This is a genomic window from Novosphingobium sp. (assembly GCF_030699305.1).
GTDB lineage: Bacteria > Pseudomonadota > Alphaproteobacteria > Sphingomonadales > Sphingomonadaceae > Novosphingobium.
The window spans coordinates 1-21,433 of record NZ_JAUYNB010000040.1 but is presented as its reverse complement, the minus strand read 5'-3'; the positions used below and the strand labels follow the sequence as shown (position 1 = coordinate 21,433).

Annotated in this window: 14 protein-coding genes, 1 tRNA gene and 1 pseudogene; 7 read left to right on the top strand and 9 right to left on the bottom strand. The window is 65.5% G+C overall.

Features of this window, described 5'->3' with window-relative positions:
- A pseudogene (locus Q8Q53_RS16240) lies at window positions 1-221 on the bottom strand (hypothetical protein); the annotation flags it as partial.
- Between the two features lie 117 nt (window positions 222-338).
- Between Q8Q53_RS16240 and queF the strand changes: the two are divergent.
- A complete protein-coding gene (gene queF, locus Q8Q53_RS16235; protein WP_305702833.1) occupies window positions 339-797 on the top strand; it encodes a preQ(1) synthase in 459 nt (152 codons plus the stop codon).
- A gap of 62 nt (window positions 798-859) precedes the next feature.
- Here the strand turns inward: queF and Q8Q53_RS16230 are convergent, their stop codons facing one another.
- The 5 genes from Q8Q53_RS16230 to Q8Q53_RS16210 all read right to left on the bottom strand — a co-directional run bounded on the left by Q8Q53_RS16230 (window position 860) and on the right by Q8Q53_RS16210 (window position 5,340).
- The gene (locus Q8Q53_RS16230; protein WP_305702832.1) at window positions 860-2,014 is read right to left on the bottom strand and encodes an acyl-CoA dehydrogenase family protein; all 1,155 of its coding nucleotides are present in this window, start codon (window positions 2,012-2,014) and stop codon (window positions 860-862) included.
- Complete coding sequence (locus tag Q8Q53_RS16225) at window positions 2,011-3,000, bottom strand: acyl-CoA dehydrogenase family protein (protein WP_305702831.1); 990 nt, start codon at window positions 2,998-3,000, stop codon at window positions 2,011-2,013. The genes Q8Q53_RS16230 and Q8Q53_RS16225 overlap by 4 nt, the downstream gene beginning before the upstream one ends.
- A gap of 28 nt (window positions 3,001-3,028) precedes the next feature.
- Window positions 3,029-3,104: transfer RNA gene (locus tag Q8Q53_RS16220), tRNA-Thr, on the bottom strand.
- A gap of 44 nt (window positions 3,105-3,148) precedes the next feature.
- Complete coding sequence (locus Q8Q53_RS16215; RefSeq protein ID WP_305702830.1) at window positions 3,149-4,021, bottom strand: hypothetical protein; 873 nt, start codon at window positions 4,019-4,021, stop codon at window positions 3,149-3,151.
- Entirely contained in the window at window positions 4,018-5,340 is a 1,323-nt protein-coding gene (locus tag Q8Q53_RS16210) for a replication-associated recombination protein A (RefSeq protein ID WP_305702829.1), read from the bottom strand. Before Q8Q53_RS16210 ends, Q8Q53_RS16215 begins: the two co-directional genes overlap by 4 nt.
- A 97-nt stretch (window positions 5,341-5,437) precedes the next feature.
- Here Q8Q53_RS16210 and Q8Q53_RS16205 point away from each other — a divergent pair, with 97 nt between their 5' ends.
- From Q8Q53_RS16205 to Q8Q53_RS16195, 3 genes are all read left to right on the top strand, one after another.
- Entirely contained in the window at window positions 5,438-6,070 is a 633-nt protein-coding gene (locus Q8Q53_RS16205; RefSeq protein WP_305702828.1) for a PadR family transcriptional regulator, read from the top strand.
- Window positions 6,067-6,387, top strand: coding sequence for a DUF2218 domain-containing protein (locus Q8Q53_RS16200; RefSeq protein WP_305702827.1), 321 nt, complete (start codon window positions 6,067-6,069; stop codon window positions 6,385-6,387). The genes Q8Q53_RS16205 and Q8Q53_RS16200 overlap by 4 nt, the downstream gene beginning before the upstream one ends.
- Before the next feature lie 88 nt (window positions 6,388-6,475).
- A complete protein-coding gene (locus tag Q8Q53_RS16195) occupies window positions 6,476-6,895 on the top strand; it encodes a hypothetical protein (protein WP_305702826.1) in 420 nt (139 codons plus the stop codon).
- 6 nt (window positions 6,896-6,901) lie between these two features.
- Here the strand turns inward: Q8Q53_RS16195 and Q8Q53_RS16190 are convergent, their stop codons facing one another.
- Window positions 6,902-8,059, bottom strand: coding sequence for a glycosyltransferase family 1 protein (locus Q8Q53_RS16190; RefSeq protein ID WP_305702825.1), 1,158 nt, complete (start codon window positions 8,057-8,059; stop codon window positions 6,902-6,904).
- Between the two features lie 232 nt (window positions 8,060-8,291).
- Here Q8Q53_RS16190 and Q8Q53_RS16185 point away from each other — a divergent pair, with 232 nt between their 5' ends.
- Together Q8Q53_RS16185 and Q8Q53_RS16180 are read left to right on the top strand one after the other, a co-directional pair.
- Entirely contained in the window at window positions 8,292-9,830 is a 1,539-nt protein-coding gene (locus Q8Q53_RS16185) for a sensor histidine kinase (RefSeq protein ID WP_305702824.1), read from the top strand.
- Complete coding sequence (locus Q8Q53_RS16180; protein WP_305702823.1) at window positions 9,827-10,450, top strand: response regulator transcription factor; 624 nt, start codon at window positions 9,827-9,829, stop codon at window positions 10,448-10,450. The genes Q8Q53_RS16185 and Q8Q53_RS16180 overlap by 4 nt, the downstream gene beginning before the upstream one ends.
- Before the next feature lie 135 nt (window positions 10,451-10,585).
- Here the strand turns inward: Q8Q53_RS16180 and Q8Q53_RS16300 are convergent, their stop codons facing one another.
- Window positions 10,586-16,075, bottom strand: a complete 5,490-nt coding sequence (locus Q8Q53_RS16300) for an autotransporter domain-containing protein (protein WP_371136577.1) — start codon at window positions 16,073-16,075, stop codon at window positions 10,586-10,588.
- 374 nt (window positions 16,076-16,449) lie between these two features.
- Window positions 16,450-18,282: a translational GTPase TypA gene (gene typA, locus Q8Q53_RS16170; protein WP_305702822.1), complete on the bottom strand. Its 1,833-nt coding sequence runs from the start codon at window positions 18,280-18,282 to the stop codon at window positions 16,450-16,452.
- A 267-nt stretch (window positions 18,283-18,549) separates the two neighbouring features.
- Between typA and Q8Q53_RS16165 the strand changes: the two genes are divergently transcribed.
- Window positions 18,550-21,228: a TonB-dependent receptor gene (locus Q8Q53_RS16165; protein ID WP_305702821.1), complete on the top strand. Its 2,679-nt coding sequence runs from the start codon at window positions 18,550-18,552 to the stop codon at window positions 21,226-21,228.
- Window positions 21,229-21,433: the final 205 nt, after the last annotated feature.

The window sequence follows — 21,433 nt, the reverse complement described above, 5'->3', positions numbered from 1 at the left end:
GGCGTGGGCGTCGGCGCGGCCTGCGCGGGACGGGGGGGGGCCGTGGCGGCGGGGCGCGGCGCGCTGACCACCGGGTTGTCGGGATCGACCGGACCGGGCGCGCGCGGCGTGGGCGTGGCGGTGGCGGCGGGCAGGCGGTATTCCTCCACCGATTGCGCAGCCACTGACAGCGGCACCAGTGCCAGCGCCGCACCGCCGATGATTGCCCCGATATTCCGCATTATTCCGTCCCGAATGTGTGTCACGCGCATCGCGCTTTGCGGCCTGAATAGGGAGTGAACCCATAGCGGCCAACCGCTCACTTGTGTCTGCCGCGCGATCGGGGCATGGCGCGTGACATGACAGACACACATCGCCCCAAGTTCCTGGGCCAGAACAGCGCGCTGCCGACCTCTCCCGAAGCGGCGGTGCTGGACTATGTGCCCAATCCGCGTGACGGTTCGCTGTACATGGTGCGGTTCGCCGCGCCGGAATTCACCAGCCTGTGCCCCGTCACCGGCCAGCCCGATTTCGCGCATCTGGTGATCGATTACGCCCCCGGTGAAACCATCGTCGAATCGAAAAGCCTGAAGCTGTTCCTGGGGGCTTTCCGCAACCACGCGGGCTTTCATGAGGACGTGACCGTGGGTATCGGCCAGCGCCTGTTCACCGAAATGCAGCCCCACTGGCTGCGCATCGGCGGCTACTGGTATCCGCGCGGCGGCATCCCCATCGACGTGTTCTGGCAAAGCGGCCCGGTGCCGGACGGCCTGTGGGTGCCCGATCAGGGCGTGCAGGGCTATCGCGGGCGGGGCTGAGGCTCCGCTGCAATGCTAACCGTCACCCCAAACTGATCCGGGGTGACGGCTGTTCTGTTGCATTACCTTGTCCCCAGCCCGCGGGCGATGATGCCGCGCAGGATTTCGCGGGTGCCGCCGCGCAGCGACCAGCTGGGGGCGTTGTGGACGATGTTTGCCAGCACTGCCGAATAAGCCCCTGCGGCGCGCGGATCGGGTTCGCAATCGATCAGTTCGCGCGCGATATCGGGCAGCCCCTGTTCGAACAGCGCGCCGATATCCTTGACGATCGCGGCTTGCAGCCCGGCGTCCTGATGGTTCTGGAGCATCCCCGCGACCGAGCGCGACAGTCGGCGCAGCACGGCAAGGCGCGCGGTGACGCGGCCCACGGTGATCTGCGCGGCGTCGCTCTGGCGGGTTTTCAGCACCTCGATCAGCTGCACCAGCAGTTCGATCGAGGACAGGAACCGCTCCGGGCCGGAGCGTTCGAACGCCAGTTCGCTCATCACCTGATCCCAGCCCTGGCCTTCTTCGCCCAGCAGCATGGAGGCCGGGACGACCGCGTCCTCGAAATGCATTTCGTTGAAGTGGTGCTGGCCGGCCAGATCGATGATCGGGCGGATGGTCAGCCCCGGGGTGTTCTTCAGGTCGATCAGCAGCTGGCTGGTGCCCTTGTGCCGGTCAGCGGGGGTGCCGCTGGTGCGGCAGAACAGGATCACATAGTCCGCCTCATGCGCGAAGCTGGTCCAGACCTTGGTGCCGGTAACGCGGTAAACGTCACCGTCGCGCACGGCCTTGGTGCGGGTGGCGGCAAGGTCGGAACCGGAGTCCGGCTCGCTCATCCCGATCCCGAATGACAGTTCACCGCTGGCGATGCGGGGCAGGATCAGCTGCTGCTGTTCCGGCGTGCCATACTTGATGATTGACGGGCCGCTCTGCCGGTCGGCAATCCAGTGCGCGCCGACGGGCGCCCCGGCGGCGAGGCATTCTTCCACCACCACGGCGCGTTCGAATGCGGTGCGTTCATGCCCGCCGAATTCCTTCGGCCAGGTCATGCCCAGATACCCGGCCTGACCCATCGCGCGGCTGAACGCGCGGTCATAGCCATACCAGCTGTCAGAGCGTTCGCGCGGGGTGCGGTCTTTCAGCTGCTCGGCCAGAAAGGCGCGAAATTCAGCCCGCAGGGCGACAACGGCGTCGCTGTCAGCCGGGGGGGCGGGAAAGGGGATCGCGCTCATAGTTCAGTCACCATCGGCCAGAATCCGGGTCCGCCTGCGTCGAGCGCGGCCTGACCCAGCAGTTTCGCCCACATCACCTGCCCGCCGAATTCATCGCGCCAGGCCCACAGGGCAGTCGTGTAAAGATGCAGGCGGTGTTCGCGGGTGAACCCGATCGCGCCGTGCATCTGGGTGGCGATGCTGGCGCCCGCCGTCGCGGCTTCGCGTGCGCGGAGTGACCCGGCAGCGACGCCCAGAAACTCGCCCCGGTCCAGCGCTTCGCCCGCCAGATCGGCCGCAGCAGTGGCGCAGGCCAGTTCGCCCGCCAGCTTGGCGAGTTCGTGCTGGACGACCTGATTTTTCTGGAGCGGCTTGCCGAACTGCACCCGCGTCGCGGTGTGCGACAGCGTCAGGTCCAGTGCGGCTTCCAGCGCACCGGCGATCTGATAGGCGCGCACCGTCGCGCCGCCCGCCAGTGGGCAATAGGGCAGAGGGGCCGAGGCATCGACCGCCCAGTCGATCCGGATCGTCGGGCGCGGGTGGAAGTTCAGCGACAGGCCGGTTTCCGCAATCGTCCAGCCCGAACGCGGCACACGGTAGAGCGTATCGCCCACCGCGAGCGCCAGACAATCGAGCTGCTCGCCCCAGACGACGCGTTCAACCGTGCCGACCAGGCGGTCGCCCTCAATCGTCAGGTGATCGGCGCGGGCCAGCGTGGCCGGGCCAGAAGCCAGCGGCAGGCCAGCAGCGGCGAGCAGGCGGTTGGCGGCCATCGTTTCGGCCACCGGCAGCGGCACGGCGTGCAGGCCCAGCAGGCGCAGCGCCTCACCCGTTTCGGCGAGCGTCAGGCCGAACCCGCCCTGTTCCTCGGTCAGCAGGGCTAGCGGCAGACCCATGTCCTCAACCTCGGCCCAGACGACGTCAAGCCACTGGCCATCGCGTGCGCGGGTCTGCGCGGTGTCGTCAACCGACCGCTCGAACAGGCGCTGGATCATGTCTGCAAGCATCGTCGCCCGCTGCTCCCTTGTCTGGTTGTGGTGCCGGCTACAGGAATCGAACCCGTGACCCCCTGATTACAAATCAGGTGCTCTACCAACTGAGCTAAGCCGGCTATCTGGACCTTGGGCCAGAATGCTTATCGCAGCGTCCTTAGCGTCACCTTGCGCCAAAGGTCCACCCCTCTGTGCGGGCGATTTCATCGGTCAGTGCGGGCGGGGACCACAGCGCCGGATCGGGCGCGGCGGTGCGCAGCCAGGCGGCGGTCAGCAGCGCGTCGCTGGCGTGATCGGCAATCGGCCCGGTGCCGGGCACACCCGCGCTGCCCAGCACGGCGAGCGCGGCGTTGAGGTCGGCATGGTCGCGCATCTTGGACCGGCCCGCGCTGCGCCCCGCTGCCATCGCCGCCAGCGTGGTATAGATTTCGGTCACGACCGAGCCGGACGCGGGCATCGGGTCAATCGGCCAGACCGGCAAGTGGCCGTCCAGCCGGTGCAGCAGCCGCATCCCCGTTAGGCTGGACTTGCCGACTTGCGCCGCCCCGACCAGGTTGAAGTTGCTGTAAGGCTTGCAGCCCATTGCGGCCTGCGCGCGCTCGGTCACGCGGAAGCGGCCTTGGCCGCCGGGAAATAAGTCGCCCTGGCGCCCGCCATGGCGGCGAAAGTGGCGGGCCGCTTCCGGGTGGTCGACGAAGCTGGTGGCGGACAAGTGCGGATTATCCGCGCAAGTCCGGTCGATCAGCGCCCACAGGGCTTTCGCATCCGCCGGGCTGTCGGCCCAGCCGGGCAGGAACGCTCGCCGGTCGGCAAAGGGCAGGCTGATCCCCATGTCGAAGCCGACCAGCGTATCGGCGGGCAGATCGGATTGCAGCCAGTCGAGAACTTCGCCGCGCGACCAGCGGTGGCCGGTGCGGACCAGCTGCGGCGCGGCGTTGCCGCCGGAGCAGAGCGCAACGGCGATGCCATGGTGGCGCTCTCCCGCCGCGCCCGACCAGTCAATCGCGGCGAAGTGACGAAAACGGCCTGCTTTCATTCCCCGCGCTTTTCGCGGCGCTTCCTGTCCCACCAGTCCAGCCGCTTCAGCACTTCACGCTCAAACCCGCGCTCGACCGGGCGGTAATAGGTCTGCGGGGTCATGTCCTCCGGCCAGTAATTGTCGCCGGAAAACCCGCCTTCCGCATCGTGGTCATAGGCATAGTTCGCGCCATAGCCGATGTCCTTCATCAGCTTGGTTGGCGCGTTGAGGATGTTGGCGGGCGGGGCGAGGCTGCCGGTTTCCTTCGCGCTTTTCCAGGCTTCCTTGTGCGCAACATAGGCCGCGTTCGATTTGGGCGCGGTGGCGAGGTAGAGGCAGGCCTGCACGATGGCGAGTTCGCCCTCCGGACTGCCGAGGAACTGATAGGCGTCCTTGGCAGCCAGGCACTGGGTCAGCGCCTGCGGATCGGCCAGGCCAATGTCCTCGCTGGCAAAGCGGACGAGGCGGCGCAGGACGTAGAGCGGCTCCTCTCCGGCGGTCAGCATCCGCGCCATGTAATAGAGCGCGGCTTGCGGATCTGATCCGCGCAGCGCCTTGTGCAGCGCAGAAATCAGGTTGTAGTGCCCGTCGCGGTCCTTGTCATAAACCGCGACCCGGCGCTGGAGGAACTTGCCCAGCCCCACCGGGTCGAGCGGCTCCGGGATCTGCGCGTTATACAGCGTTTCGGCCTGATTGAGCAGGAATCGCCCGTCGCCGTCCGCCGATGCAACCAGCGCGGCGCGGGCATCGCCGGTCAGCGGCAGGGGGCCAGCCAGCGCTTCGGCCCGCGTCAGCAGGGTGTCGAGCGCGGCGGCGTCCAGCCGGTGCAGGATCAGCACTTGCGCGCGCGAAAGCAGCGCGGCGTTGAGCGCGAAGCTGGGGTTTTCGGTCGTCGCGCCCACCAGCGTCACCGTGCCGCGTTCGACGAAGGGCAGGAACCCGTCTTGCTGGGCGCGGTTGAAGCGGTGGATTTCGTCCACGAACAGCAGCGTGCGCTGGCCCGCCTTGGCGGCGGTTTCAGCCTCGGCAAAGGCCTTCTTCAGGTCCGCCACCCCGGAAAACACCGCGCTGACCGAAATGAACCGCATCCCCACCGCGTCCGCCAGCAGCCGCGCGGTGCTGGTCTTGCCGGTGCCGGGCGGGCCCCACAGGATCATGCTGGACAGCTTGCCCGCCGCGACCATCCGCCCGATCGCGCCCTCCGGGCCGGTCAGGTGTTCCTGCCCGATTACCTCGGCCAGCGACAGTGGGCGCAGCCGGTCGGCCAGCGGCGCATCGTCGCGAAGCGGCTGCGGCGCGGTGCCGGGCGGAACGGCGGCGGGAAACAGGTCGGTCATCGCCGCCTGTTTAGGGGCTGGCGGGAAAATTTGCACGGGGGGTTGAAAAGATCGCATCACGATATATCTTAGAGGCATTATGAAGGATTCAAGATATATGCATATGCATGGATGCGGCCCACGTGGCCGGATGAGCGGGCCGAGCAAGGCCATGATGAGCGGCACCGGATTCGGGTCCGGATTCGGGCGGGGCTTCGGGCGGGGCTTCGGTGCGGATTGGGACGGTGAAGCGGGTGGTCCGCGCGGCGGGCACGGTCGCGGCGGCGGGCGAGGCCGGGTGTTTGCATCCGGTGAACTGCGGCTGGTGCTGCTACACCTGCTGGGCGAAACCCCGCGCCACGGCTATGACCTGATCAAGGGGGTCGAGGAACTGACCGGCGGGGCCTATGCCCCCAGTCCCGGCGTGGTCTATCCCACACTCAGCCTGCTGACCGACGAAGGCGCGGTGACCGAGCAGGCGGCAGAGGGCGCGCGCCGGGCCTATGCCCTGACCGCGGCCGGGCGCACCGAACTGACCGCCCGCGCCGAAGAAGCCGCCGCGCTGATCGACCGGCTGAAAGCGCTGGGCGAGGCGGACAGCCGTCACCGCGCCCCGCCGGTCACCCGTGCGATGGGCAACCTGTCCACCGCGCTGCGCAACCGCGCCCGCGAAGCGGAGTTTGACAAGGAGACGATGCACGCAGTGGCTGACATCCTTGACGATGCCGCCCGCCGGATCGAACGGCTGTGAGCGCGTCGGCCACGGCGCGGCTGGCAACGCCGCATGGCAGCCGGTATCTGCAACAGCTCTGCAAGCACTGGGCGCACAACCTGGCGGTGGAATTCACCCCTGAACGCGGCACGGTGACGTTCCCACGCGATGCGCGCGGCGCCAGCTGGCCGGGTGATGCGGTGGTGACCTTTACCGCCGACGCGGGCGGGCTGGACTGCCGGATCGACGCGAGCGCGGATGGGCAGCTGACCGGGCTGCAAGGCGCGGTCGTGCGCCATCTGGAGCGGTTCGCGTTTCGCGAAGCGCCGCTGGCAATGGACTGGTGCCCGACCTGATTACGCACCCGCGATTGCGCATTTGGTTGCGCGATCCATACGTGTTACACTCCGTATAAACCTCTATAACAGTAACGGGGAGGGTTGCATGGATGGGACGCTTGGAGCGGCACGGCCGCCGTTAAGCTTTTGGGTGGTGACGCTGCTGGGGCTGTGCTGGAACAGCTTTGGCGCATACCTTTATACGCTGACCAATCTTGGTGACGCGGCGCTGCTGAACAGCGCGCCGCCTGCCATGCGTGACTATGTCGCGGCGATGCCGCTGTGGGCGCACGGCGGCTGGGCGCTGGGGATCTGGGGATCGCTGGCCGGTTCGGTGCTGATGCTGCTGCGATCGCGCCATGCGGTGGCCGCGTTCGCGGCATCGTTGCTGGGCGCGATCATCAGTTTTTCGGCCCAGGCCATGGCTGGCGTGCTGGAACCGGCGCAGCCGGTGCTGATCCTGACCGTGATCGCGTTCCTGCTGTGGTATGCGCGCACGGCCATTCTGGCCGGAAACCTGCGGTAACGGGGTTCAGCGCCGCGTGGCGGCGCGCTGGCGGATCAGCCGCAGATACGTATCGGCAACCGCCTGGTTGATCCGGTCCCAGCTGAACTCCATCGCCCGTGCCTCACCCGCTGCACCGTGGCGCGCGCGCAGGTCTGGCTGCTCGACATAGGCGCGCAGCGCTTCGGCGAACTGGTGGATCGCGCCGGGGCGGATCAACCGGCCGGAAAAGCCATCACTGACCAGACTTTCGCTGCCGGTCGCGGCGGCGGCGACCACTGGCAGGCCGCAGGCCATCGCTTCCAGCGTGACGTTGCCAAAGGTTTCCGTGATCGACGGGTTGAACAGCACGTCCATACAGGCCACCGCGCGGCCCAGATCCGCGCCGCCCTGAAAACCGGCGAAGACCGCACCGGGCAACCGCGCCTCGAACCAGTCGCGCGCCGGGCCTTCGCCGATTACCAGCACCTTGTGCGGCACGCCCCGGCGATTGAGGTCGTCGATCGTGTCGGAAAACACGTCGAGCCCTTTTTCCATCACCAGACGGCCGAGAAAGCCGATCACCACATCATCGTCGGCGAAGCCCAGGCCGCGCCGCCAGTCCGCATCGCGGCGGCCGGGATTGAACATCTCGCGGTCCACCCCGCGCGACCAGATGCCGACGTCATAGTTCATCCGCTGGTCGCGCAGCACTTGCGCCATCGATTCAGACGGGGCCACCAGCGCATCGCAGCGGCGATAGAACCGGCGCAGGATCGCCTCCACCGCTGGTTCGAACCACGCCATGTTGTAATAGCGGAAATAGGTTTCAAACCGGGTGTGAACCGATGCCAGCACCGGCACCTGCCGTCTGCGCGCCCAGCTGACCGCGCGGTGCGAAACGATGTCGGGCGAGGCGACATGGACCACGTTGGGCGCAAAGGTGGCCAGATCACGTCGCACGCCTGGCGACAGGGCAATCGGAAAACGGTATTCGTCGCGCCCCGGAATGGCAAAGCTGGGCAAGCTGACCAGATCGCCGGTTGGTTCGAACGCGGGTTCGTCAACCGTGGGGGAATAGATCCGCACGGCCGCACCCTGCCGCAGCAGGTATTCGACCAGCCGGTTCAGTGCCTGATTCGCCCCGTCCCGGACGTAGTTGTAGTTGCCCGAAACAAGGGCAATGCGAAGTTCCGACATTTCCATCCGCCGCGCCTTAGCGGATTGGGCGGACCAGCGCGAGTCGCTCTCCCCCCTGTTTGGCTGATTGACTGGGTTTGGCTGATTGACTGGCGCGTGCAACGGCTGCAAGTGTGGTGAACATATAGCGAAAGCACACATTCAGATGCGTAAGGCATTGAATTTTCGCACTGGCAGGGTCGTCGCGATTGTTCGGACCGGTTTGGCGTTGGCCTTGCTGGCCACCACCTGGACCGAATTGAGTGAACGTTCCAACGGTGCTGTTCCCGCCCAGCTGATTGCTGGGGGTTATTTTGCGCTTGCGCTTGCCCTGCTGCTGGGGACGGTCACGCACGGCAACTGGTGGCTCAATCACCAGCTGCGGCTGCCCGCACTGGTGCTCGATGCCGCCGTACTGGGCGCGGTGCTGGTCTTGCCGGGGCTGCCTGCACCGGCTGCTGCCGGACTGTTCATGGCGATCTATGCGTTTGTCCTGCTCAGCGCTGAACTGGGCTGGCCGCGGCGCGGGGCGCTGGCGGCGGGACTGGTGGTGGTGGCCGGATATGGCGCAGCCTGGGCCGCGCTGCTGCTGCAACCGGGCCATTCCGGCTGGCTGGGGGCGCAGCTGCTGTGCATGATCGCACTGGCCGGGTTCATCGTGTGGCTGGGCGACCTGATCGGCAAGGGCCGTCCGCCCCGGCTTGACCTGCCGTATGAAGGCGACCTGGCCGATGGCTTTGCGGCGGTGCTCGATTTTGCCGGCCAGCAGGCCGACGCGGCGGGGCTGGCCATCGCCTGGCTGCCAGATGATGAACCGTGGGCCTGGGTGCAAAGCGCCGGCACGCTGGGCACTGCAGGGGAACGTCTGGGGCCGGATCAGTTTGCGGCGCTGACCGTGGATGTGGCTGCCACCACGCTGTTCGACCGGGCTCGCCAGCGGACGTTGCAGCTGCGCGATGATGGCGCGTTGCTGGCGCGCAAGGGCGCACTCAATCATCCGCTCCCCACCCGGTTCGGCACGGACAGCGGTTTGATGGTGACGGTCCCCGCACAAGGCGGGACGTGCCACTTGCTGCTGACCGACATTCACGATCCGTCCGCCGACCATTTGCGGCTGGCGCGTGCCGCCGGGACCGAGATCGGCCATGCGCTGGATCGCCGGACGATCATGGTCGTCACGCGCGCGGCGGACCGGATCCGGGTGCGCGATGCGGTGGCGCGCGATCTGCATGACAGCGTGGCGCAATCGCTGGCCGGGGCCAGTTTCCGGATCGAGGCACTGCGCCAGGCGCTGGCCGGGGGCAAGGCAATCGGCGAAGATCTGGACGCCCTGCAACACTCGCTGGAACGTGAAGAGCACAACGTTCAGCGCCTGATCCTGCAACTGCGTGACCGGGATGAACCAGACCGGTGCTGCGATCTGAAGGCTGAACTGGCGGCATCGCTGGAAGACAGCGCGGCGCGGTGGGGGATCGACTGGTCGCTGGAAGCGGAGACCGAACTGGCGGACGTATCGCTGCGGGCCTTGCACGAACTGGAACAGATCCTGCGCGAAGCCGTTGCCAACGCGGTCCGGCATGGCGATGCCCGGCGCGTGGACGTGCGGGTGCGCCAGACGGGGAGCCATATCGGGCTGGACCTGAGCGACGACGGTCAGGGCTTTCCAGCGCGGCCGCGGCCCTTGCAGCCGTATTCCATCGCGCAGCGGGTGGCTGAACTGGCCGGTCAGCTGAACGTGACATCCGGGCCGGGCAGCACCCTGCTGCGCGTCACCGTGCCGATCGGGGCGGCAGCATGATCCGGGTGCTGATCGCGGATGACCATCCGTTCCTGCTGGCCGGGGTGCAGGCCGTGCTGGAAGCCGCCGGAATGACGGTCGTCGCAGCGGTCGGCGATGGCAATGCGGCGCTGGCCGCGGTGGCGGCGCACGATCCCGCCGTGGTCGTGCTGGATGTCAATATGCCGGGGCGCGACGGGATTTCCGTGCTGCAGGCCTTGCGCGAAGCGGATGACTGGCGGCCGGTGATTCTGCTGACGGCGCAACTGGACGATCCGCAGCTGGTCGCAGCGCTGCGGGCGGGGGTTAACGGGATTGTCGGCAAACAGGGCGGCAGCCGGATGCTGGCCGAAGCGATCGGGATTGTCGTGCAAGGCGGACAGGCGATTGCCCCCGATCTGCTGGCGCGGGCGCTGGACGCATCCGGCCGGGGTGGTCGGGCCAGCCTGATCGCGCAGTTGACGCCGCGCGAACTGGCGCTGGCCCGGGCTGCGGGATCGGGCCAGCGCAACCGGGAAATTGCCGAACTGCTGGAAATGACCGAAGGCGCGGTAAAGGTCGCGCTGCACCGGCTGTATGACAAGCTGGGGGTCAGCAACCGGACCGAGCTGGCCCTGCTGGTGCGCGACAGCGAAAGCTGACCTGACGCCAGACCTGACAACAGAAGGGGGACGGATCGCTCCGCCCCCCTTCCGTTCGTTCCCGGTGGCTATACCAGGGCGACCTGATGCTGTCTGACAGCCCCCTCCCCGCCGGGGAGGGGTGACTGGCCGGTGTTACATCCCCGAACCCGGACCGTAGGTGATTTCCACCCGGCGGTTCTGGATTTCGCGGACGCCGTCGGCTGTGGGAACGCGCGGGTTCGCTTCACCGAAGGCTTGCGTGGAGATCGCCGAATTGTCGATCCCGCGGGTGTTCATGTACCCGCGCACCGTTTCCGCGCGGCGTTCCGACAGGCCCTGGTTATAGCGCGGCGGACCCGACCGGTCGGCATAACCGGCGACCATCACGGGAACCGATGCGCAGCTGCCATATGCGGTGACTGCGCTGTCCAGCACGGTGGCCGCTTCGGCAGTCAGGTCCGACCGGTCCCAATCGAAGAACACGATGTAGGGACCCTTGTTGCAGACCGGGGCCGGCGGGGGCGGAGCTTCAACCACCGGCGGCGGCGGCGGGGGCGGCGGCGGGGGCGGTGCAGGCGGCGGCGGGGGCAGCGGAGCCTCGCTGCCACCGAACCGGACCGTCAGGCTGCCATAGAAGGCGTTGTCCTTCAGGTTCTTCCCGAACCGGCCCTGATAGCCGATCCGGCCCATGACCTTTTCACCCAGCGCCCCGGCCAGGCTGAACCCAGCCATGACCGTATCGCGCTTGGTCACCGGCGAGCGCACGGTGAACAGGCTGTTGCCCGGTGCATCGGCGAACCGCGCGGTCGAGGTGAAGAAGCCGTCGCCGTTATCGTGGCGATAGGCAACCTTGGCTTCGGGGATGATCCCGCCCAGATTACCGGCCCACTTCAGACCCGCCAGGAACGAAGTCTGGCTCTGGTTCTGTTCGGGCAGGTTCAGGTTTGCGCCTGCAACCCCGGTTTCGGTGAACGTCTTGGTCGTGACCTTGGTGTATTCCACGCCCACGAACGGGGTGAGCCAGGTCTGGCCCAGTTCAAGCCGCCCGCCCGCTTCGCCATAGAGCGAAGTGATGCGGTATTCCGGCTTGGCCACGGCGGTTCCGGCCGTGGTCAGGATGCCGATGGTGCGGCTGCTATCCCCGTTCAGGTCGGCAAAGCTGCCGTTGCCGCGGATATAGAAGCTGCCCATGTCGAACCCGGCGGTGCCGCCGATCTGATAACCGTCCGCCTCGATCCGCCCGTTGTTGCGGGTGAACGCTGCCTTGGCCTTGCGATAGCCGCCGAACGCCCCGATCGTGAAGTACCCGACCGTGTAGTCCAGCCCCAGCAGGGCAAAGTAGTTGTCGGCATCGTAACCCGGCGCGTTGATGTCGGTATCGACGCGGGCATCGTTGAAGCCGCCCAGCGCCCACATCCGCAGCCCGCCATCCGGTTCGCGGCAGGCATCGACGCCGTCCTTGCTGATCGCGCAGTCCTGCTGATCGGACACCAGCGTGCTGACTTGCAGGCTGGTGTTGCGCAGGTTCTGGACGAACCCGGCATACTGATCACCCGACAGCATATCGAGCGCGACCGGATAGGTCGTGGAGGACTGCTGGAACAGGTTGGCCAGCAGCGTGCCGTATGCCCCGCCTTGCGCCGGGGTATAGACCGCCTCGATCCCGTTGGCCGTGGCCCGCTGGTTGAAGGTCAGCCCCGGCACCGCGCCAAAGGGGACGCGGGTGACGGTCAGGTCGACGTTGTTTTGCGCGTCATAGCTGGCGACCGGAGTCAGCAGCACCGACGGACGGGCCATCACCACGCTGGAGAACGTGCCGTTGCGCGTATTGGCGTCGATGATGTCCTGATAGCTGTAGGAGTTGAAATACAGCCCGTTGGTCGTCGCCAGATCAACCACCAGACGTCCGGCCAGATTGGCGGTGTTGGCGTTGATATACGGAGTGGGCGCGGTCGGGCTGGCAAGGAATTGCATCCACAGCGTGCCGCCGGTGTTCAGGTTGAACGTGTTGACATTCGCCCCGGCGGGCGGGTTGGGGGGCTGGTTGGCCAGCACCAGCGTCGCGCCGTTGGCAACGGTCAGCGTGCCCAGCAGCGGACCGACCGGACCGGCGGCATAAGGCACGGCCAGAGTGCCCGCCGACATCGTCGAGATGCCGGTGCTGCCGCTGTCGGGATAGTATTCCTCGGTATCGCCTTCCGGCGGGACCGGGTTGATCACGCCGTCCAGCGTGGTTGTCCCGCTGGCGATGGTCATCGTGCTCACCGCGTTCAGGATCACATCGCCATAGAGCAGGCTGGTGCCGGTGAAGTTCAGCGCCACCGGGCCGTTCACGCTGCCCACGTCAATCGCGGTGCCGCGCAGCCAGCTGGTGCCGCCATTGGTGCTCTGCCGGGCAATGATCGAACCGCCCGCGTTGGCAATCGTCAGGACCGGGCCGGTCGGCTCGGATTCGACCATGGGGGCGTAGCCACCGGAGGAAACCCCGATGCCCACCGCCTGAACCGGGCGGCCATTGCTGATCGCCGAGACCTGGATCGTTCCGCTGTTGCTGATCGTGGTGTTCAGCGCCCCTGCTTCGACCAGGATACCTCCGGCGCGCGCCGCAGTGCCGCTGATGATGCTGACCGTGGGCGTGATGCCATTGCCGGCACTGCCGCCCAGCGCACTGGCCGTCACCACCAGCGTGCCGCTGTTGGCAATCGTGCCGGACAGGCCGGGGAACTGCGGTTCGGGGGCCGGCTGTTCGCCTTCCGCCGGGGCCGCCATCGTGCTGTAGCTATACCCGCTGCTTTGGATCAGCATCCCCACCGCTTCGGCATTGGCCGTGCCCGGTGCGGTGGCGGACGCACTGACCGAGAAGGTCTTGCTGTTCGAGATGTTGACCGCCAGCGGCGAGCCATAGACCTCGTATCCAGCGGCCTGGGCCGAGGCCGATCCGCTGGTCGCGTTCTGCGCGGCAGCACTGGCCGATACGCTGAACTGTCCGGCATTGCTGAACGTCGCCGTGGCCGTGTTGCCATAGACTTCCTGCTGCAGCCCCTGAGCCGAGGCATGGGCGCTGGCGCTGGTCGCCTTGGCGATGGACTGGGCGATGGTGCTGATCGATCCGGTGGCCGAATTGGTCAGGCTGACCGTTGCGGTTTGGCCATAGGCGTACTGCCGGATGCCGGACGAACTTGCCTGTGCATAGGCAGAATCGCCCGCTTCGGCCAGCGCCGAACCGGTCGCCGTGATCCGGCCGGTATTGGCCAGCGTCGCGGACGAACCATTGGCGTTCTGGTAAATACCCTGATTGACCGACCCATTGGCGTAAGCAGCCGTGGTTGCTTCGGATTCCGCCGACCGGGTGGAGCGGGCCGTTCCCGAACCGGTGATCGTGATCGTCCCGTCATTCACCACGCTGAGGTCGGACTGGGTGGCGTTCGCGGTCTGGGTGATACCCTGATAGATCTGGCCATTGGCCTCGGCCGGACCATCGACCGCGGTGGCATCAGCAGCCGCCGTGACGGTGATCGCCGCGTTCGCCGCATTGGTCAGTGCCAGCGACGCCGTGGTTGGCTCATTGGTGTAGTTGTATGGGTTGGCCTGCTGGAAAATGCCATAATCGATGGAACTGGTGGCCGTGGCCCCACTGTTCCTGCTGTTGGCGAGCGCAGTGGCAGTCAGCCCGATCGAGCCGCCGGACTGGTTGGCCAGCAACAGGGTATGGGCCAGCGTCGCGCCATGGCTGTCCTGCCGGACGCCGTTGTCCAACCGGGTATAGGCGCGGGCATTGCCATTGGTGCTGGCAGCATCGGCGGTGCTGGACAGGGTAATCGCCCCCGCATTGGTCAGCCGCGACAGCGCGGTGTCACCGGCGCCGTAATAACCGTAGTAATAGTAGTTATAGTTGTAATTGTACTGCCGGATCGCCTCGCTGTTATAGGCTTCGGCATAGGCTTCGCCGCCGGTGGTGCGGGCCTTGGCTGCGGCGGACAGCGTGATCACGGCGCCTGCAGCGTTGTCGATCTCGTTGCTCAACGCCCCGGCATAATAGGCATACTGACCCACGCCGTCGCCGCGATAGGAATAAGCGCGCGCGCCGGTGGTGCCGGTCGCTTCGCTGCTGGACGTACCCAAAAGCGTCCCGCCATTGGTCAGCGTGTTGCGGGCCGTGCCGCTGAAGTCATTTTCGCCGTAATAGTAGTAATAATTTTCGCCGTAAGCCTGCTGATAGGCCGTGTTGTAACTGTGCGAATAGGCATAGGCATTGCCGCTCGCGCTTTCGGCGAGCGAGGTGGAGACGGTGCTGATCGTGCCTCCGACCGCATTCGTCAGCGTGTTGGAGTTGTCTTCGTTGCCATAGGCATTCTGCTGCGTCGCATAGCCGCTGTAGGCGTGCGATTCAGCATAGCCGGCCGTCGTGCGGGCGGTCGCCAGTGCGTCGGACAGGATTGCCCCGGCATTGGTCAGCACATTGGACGACACGCCTGCGCCGTCCATGTAGTAGTAATAATAATAGTCATACGCGTACTGCTGGATCGCGGAATAGCTCTGCGCCTGCGCATAGGCGTTGCCATTGCCGGTCTGGGCCAGTGCTTCGGCCCGGCTGCTGATTGTCCCGCCGGCGGCATTGGTCAGCTCGGTCGAGGCGTTCTCGATGTAGTTGGCCTGTTGCAGCAAACCGTTCGATTGATAGGCGTAAGCATTGGCCTGACCGCTGCCGGTTACGGCCCTTGCCTTGGCAGTGGCGGCAATCGCGCCTGCATTGGTCAGGGTGATCCGCGCAGTATCGTCATTTTCGGTGTAGTAGTTGCCGGTGACATACTGATGGATCGCTTCACTGTTCTGGGCCTGGGCCTGAACTGATCCGGTGGTCGCTTCGGCCTGGGCTTCGGCGGTGGTGGTGATCCCGGCGCCTGCCGCGTTGGTCAGCCCCAGCGTTGCCGTGGGCTGGTTGCTGGCATGCTGATACAATCCGCGTGACAGATTGGCGATGGCATTGGCCCCGGTTCCACCGGTGGCAATCGCCTTGCTCTCGATCGTGATCTGGCCGGCATTCTGGATCAGGTGGGATACCGCGTTACCGGTCCCGGTCTGGATCACGCCGTTGTTGAGCTCGCTTCGCGCGGTCGCATATCCGCTGGCGGTGGCGGTGGCCTGCGACGTGATCAGCAATTGCCCGCCGACCTTCACGTCCAGCAGGGTCGATGCGGTGCCGGGCGCGCTTGCATTCTGGCTGATACCATAATCGATCTGGCTATTGGCGTCCGCGTTCCCGGCCGCGTTATTGGCCTTGGCGATCGCCTGGATCGTCAGCGCGCCTTCGACCGTGACCGTGCCTTGCGCGTTGTTCGAAGCGTTGATGATCTGCTCCACCGCACCGGGATTGGCCCCCAGCGCCGAGGTGACATAAGCAGACGCCGATGCGGCCCCGGTATCGTTGGTGGTGCCGTGCGCGGAATTGACTCCGGTCGGGATCAGGATCGTGCCGTTCAGCACTGCTCCGCCATCCGGATCAGACCCGCTGACGTTCTGGTAAATGCCGGGGGTGGTCGATTGGCTGACTGCCGGCATCGCGATGCACAGGGCGGCCAGTGAAACGCTGATGCCCAATGAGACGCTGACGCTGTGTCCGCGACGTGTCGAAGTTGCCGTCATGTGTAGATACCCCTCAGTTGCACTCACCCATGAATCATCCATCCGAGAATCCTGCGAATGATTCCATGTAGAAACTTAGGTTACAACCCAAGGAGCAGGTTACAAATTGATTTTGCGCAAACGGGAATTTTTTTTACTGCAATGGTTTGCAAGAAAATTTTGTCGTATTCATACAAGACACGATTCATGTTGATTGGAAAAATTGCGCATTGATAAAAATCCGGCAATTTATTCAGTAACTTACGATACATTTCCATCAGATACCGATGGTCGCCCCGGCCGGACACAGCAAAACAGCCGGACGCGCATGGCGGCCCGGCTGTTGCTGTTATGCGGTGAGTCGAATGCAGCCGGTTATCAGGCTGCCGCTGCAATCAGGCAGCTTCTTTCTTGCGCGATGCCTTCTTGCGTTCATTCGGGTCGAGAATGGCCTTGCGCAGGCGGATCGACTTGGGCGTCACTTCGACCATTTCATCGTCGTCGATATAGGCAATGGCCTGTTCCAGCGTCATGATCTTCGGCGGGGTCAGGCGGATCGCATCGTCCTTGCCGGTCGAACGGAAGTTCGTCAGCTGCTTGGACTTCATCGGGTTGACTTCCAGATCGTCCGGCTTGGCGTTTTCACCGATGATCATGCCTTCATACAGCGGCGTGCCGACGCCAACGAACAGGATGCCGCGCTCTTCGAGCGGCCCCAGAGCATAGGCCACGGCTTCACCCGTGCCGTTGGAAATCAGCACGCCGTTCTTGCGGCCTTCGATCTTGCCTTTGTGCGGGCCATACTTTTCGAACAGACGGTTCATGATCCCGGTGCCGCGCGTGTCGGACAGGAATTCACCGTGATAGCCGATCAGGCCGCGCGACGGGGCGGAGAACGTGATGCGCGTCTTGCCGCCGCCCGACGGGCGCATGTCGATCATTTCGCCCTTACGGACCGCCATCTTTTCGACGACCGTGCCGGAATGTTCATCGTCCACGTCGATCACGACCGTTTCGTACGGTTCGGTGCGATGGCCGGATTCGTCGGTGCCATACAGCACGCGCGGGCGGCTGATGCCCAGTTCGAAGCCTTCGCGGCGCATCGTTTCGATCAGCACGCCCAGCTGCAATTCGCCGCGCCCGGCGACTTCGAAGCTGTCCTTGTCGGCCGATTCGGTGACGCGGATGGCGACATTCGATTCCGCCTCGCGCTCCAACCGGTCGCGGATCATGCGGCTGGTCACCTTGCTGCCTTCGCGGCCCGCCATCGGGCTGTCGTTCACGGCAAAGCGCATCGACAGGGTCGGCGGATCGATCGGCTGCGCGTGCAGCGGCTCGGTCACGGCCGGGTCGGCGATGGTGTTGGCCACGGTGGCGGCGGCCATCCCGGCGATCGAGATGATGTCCCCGGCGCGGGCTTCCTCAACCGGCACGCGTTCAAGTCCGCGGAACGCCAGCAATTTGGACGCACGGCCGGTTTCGATGACCTTGCCGGTGTTGTCGATGGCGTGGATCGGCGAGTTCACCTTGACCGTGCCGCTCTGCACCTTGCCGGTCAGGATGCGGCCCAGGAAGTTGTCGCGGTCCAGCAGGGTAACCAGGAACTTGAACGGCCCGTCGAAATCGGCGGCGTGCGAGGGGACGTGTTCCACGATCTTTTCGAACAGCGGGGTCAGCGTGCCTTCGCGCAGCGAGGGATCGGAGTTGGCATAGCCGTTGCGGCCCGAGGCATAGAGCACCGGGAAATCGAGCTGTTCGTCGCTGGCATCCAGGCTGACGAACAGGTCGAACACTTCGTCCAGCACTTCCTGGATGCGTTCATCCGGGCGGTCGACCTTGTTGACGACGACGATCGGCTTCAGGCCCAGCGCCAGCGCCTTGCCGGTCACGAACTTGGTCTGCGGCATCGCGCCTTCGCTGCTGTCGACCAGCAGGATCACGCCGTCGACCATGCTCAGGATGCGTTCCACTTCGCCGCCGAAATCGGCGTGGCCGGGCGTATCGACGATGTTGATCCGCGTGCCTTCCCACTCGACCGAGGTGCACTTGGCCAGAATGGTGATCCCGCGTTCCTTTTCGAGGTCGTTGGAATCCATTGCACGTTCTTCGACGCGCTGGTTGTCACGGAAAGTGCCGGACTGGCGGAACAGCTGATCAACCAGGGTGGTCTTGCCGTGATCGACGTGCGCGATGATGGCGATATTGCGCAGGGGAAGGGGGGCGGACATGGATTGGCTCTCGAATTCTGGAGGAGGCGGCAGTGCCTGTTGCACCGCAACATTCCGCGCGCCCCTAGCCGATCCGGTGGATTTGGGCAAGCGGTGTGGCGGCACAGCTTGTGCCGCCGGATCGGCAGATGCCGGCTGGGATCGACGAACGCTGTTGCCGCGCCTCTGACGTAAACTTATGGGAGCATGCAGATTGACGGGCCGCGCGGGCCGTATTCCGGTTTGGCGCAGCGCTTGCCTGTCCGTTCTTTGATGAAGGATTTCACGATGATCTTGTCTGGCCCCGCAGCTTCTTCCCGCCGGCGCAGTGCGCTGTTGCTGGGGATTGCCGCCACCGCGCTGACTGTGCCCGCCGCCGCATGGGCGCAGGACGGCGAACTGCCCGAGGAAGAGGCGCTGCCCGCGCCGGAGCTCGCCGAAACGGCACCGACTTATGAAGACGGGAACGAGATCATCGTGACCGCCACCAAGCGCGCGCAATCGTTGCAGGATGTGCCGGTGGCCGTATCGGTGGCGACCGGCGAGCTGCTGGAACGCGCGCAGGTGCGCGATCTGAAAGATCTGCAATCACTGGTCCCGTCGCTGCGCGTGGCGCAGCTGCAAAGTTCGGCCAATACCAATTTCATCATCCGCGGCTTTGGCAACGGTGCGAACAATCCGGGGATCGAACCGTCGGTCGGGGTGTTCGTCGATGGGGTCTACCGGTCACGCACGGCCGCGCAGATCGGCGATCTGCCCGATGTCGCGCGGATCGAAGTGCTGCGCGGGCCGCAGTCGACGCTGTTTGGCAAGAACGCCAGCGCGGGGGTCATTTCGCTCATCACGCGCGAACCGAAGTTCAGTTTTGGCGGCAATGTCGAGGCCACGTACGGCAACTACAACGCGGCTGTGGTCAAAGGCTATGTCACCGGCCCGTTGACCGACACGATCGCGGCCAGTCTGGCCGCCGGGATCAACAAGCGTGACGGCACGGCCATGGATCTGGGCTATGGCGACAAGGCGAACGAGCGGAACCGCTGGTTCGTGCGCGGGCAGGCGCTGTTTGAACCGAATGACGCGCTGAAAGTCCGGCTGATCGCCGACTTCGACAAGCTCGACGAAAACTGCTGCGCTGTGGTCAACTTGCGCCGGTCCGGTGCGACGAGCGCGCTGGAAGCGCTGGGCGGCCGGGTCAACGATTTCAATACGCCGTTCGCCAATGTCGCCTATTCGAACTTCCCGTCGTCCAACAATATCGAGAACTGGGGCGTTTCGGGGCAGGCGGACTATTCGGTCGGCCCGCTCAAGCTGACCTCGATCACCGCCTATCGCAGCAGCACCGCGCGGACCAATCAGGATTCGGATTTCACCAGCGCCGATCTGATCGGCGGCAACCGGGGCGATGTCGAACTGGATACCTTCACCCAGGAACTGCGCCTCTCGGCCGGGTTCATGGACGTGTTCAACGCCATGCTGGGTGCGTTCTACTTCAACGAGAACGTCCGCAACCAGAACGCGCTGACCTTTGGCACGCAGTTCCGCCCTTATGTGAACATCCTGTCCGGCGGCGGGATCACCGCGCTGGAAACGCAGGTGCTGGGCTTGCCCGCGAACACTTTCCAGCAGGCCGGGCAGGGCATCTTTGACGATTTCCGGATGAAGAACACCGCCTGGTCGATCTTCGGCAATGTCGATGTGAAGCTGGGGCAGAAGCTGACCCTGACGCTCGGCGCGAACTATACCAAGGATCGCAAGACCGTGCGGTCGAACACGGTCAGCACCGACGCGTTTTCGGCGCTGGATCTGGTGGCTATCGGCGGCGGGGTGATCCGCAACACCGTGATCGCGCAGCAGGTCGGCGCGGCGCTGGGGCAGACCACGCCGGCGGACGCAGGCCAGATCGCGACGTTCGCGGGCGCGCAGCCGACGATCTATTCCGCCATCGTCACGGGCGCGACGGCCTTTGCCGGGGCCAACCAGACCAACCCGGCGGTCAACCCGCTGCTGGCGCTGCGCTCGCTGCAATTCCTGCCGCCGTTCCTGAACATCCCCAACGCGGTGGAAAACGGCAAGACCCGCGACAACGACCTGTCGTGGACCGCGCGGCTGGCGTGGAACATGACCGACAACCTCAACGCCTACATTTCCTATGCGACTGGCTTCAAGGCCAGCTCGTTCAACCTCTCGCGCGATGGCCGTCCGCTGGCGGGCGACTATGCCGCACTGGCCGCCGCCGGGCTGGTGACGCCCAACCTGACGACGGGTTCACGCTTTGCCGGGCCGGAGAACGCCAAGGTGCTGGAACTGGGCCTGAAAGCGAACTGGGGCATGGCCAGCGCCAACCTGACGCTGTTCAAGCAGACCATCAACGGCTTCCAGTCCAACGTCTTTACCGGCACCGGCTTTGCACTCGCCAACGCGGGCCAGCAGACCACGCACGGGATCGAATTCGACGGGATGGTCAAGCCGGTGAAGCCGCTGACGCTGAACCTCTCGCTCGTCTGGCTCGATCCGAAATATGTCAGCTTCCCCGGCTCGGCGCTGGGCGATGCCAGCGGCACCAAGCCGGCCGGCATCCCCGGTATCTCGGCCACGCTGGGCGCGCAGTGGAACCAGGAACTTGGCAATGGCGACCGCGTGATCCTGCGCGGGGACTGGCACTATGAAAGCGAAGTGCAGGTGCTCGAAGGGCTGCCCGGCTTCATCCAGCGTAACGCGCTGGGTCAGGTGATCAGCTATCAGCCCGCGTTCGACGCGGCCCGTCCGTTCCAGCGCGAAGTGAGCGAAATCAACGCCTCGCTGACTTATGCCATGATGAACGGGCTGGAACTGTCGGTCTGGGGCCGAAACCTGACCAACGACCGCCACCTGATCCAGATCTTCGATTCGGTGGTCCAGTCCGGCTCGATCTCCGGCTACCCCAACCAGCCGCGCACCTATGGCGCGACGGTGCGGTTCAAGTGGTAAGCTGACCAGCGCCCCCTTCCCCCTGCGGGGGAGGGGGGCTGCGCGGCGATTGACTGGGCGGGGGCTAGGCGGCGTGGACAAATTCAGCGCAGGTTTTCTACGCTCACCAGCTTAATGTCGCCGTCGAAGGGCTCGACGTATGTGCAGATGTTGTCCGAGAACTCGTCCATCAGATTGAGCCCTTCGGGGTCATAGTCGTTCTCGG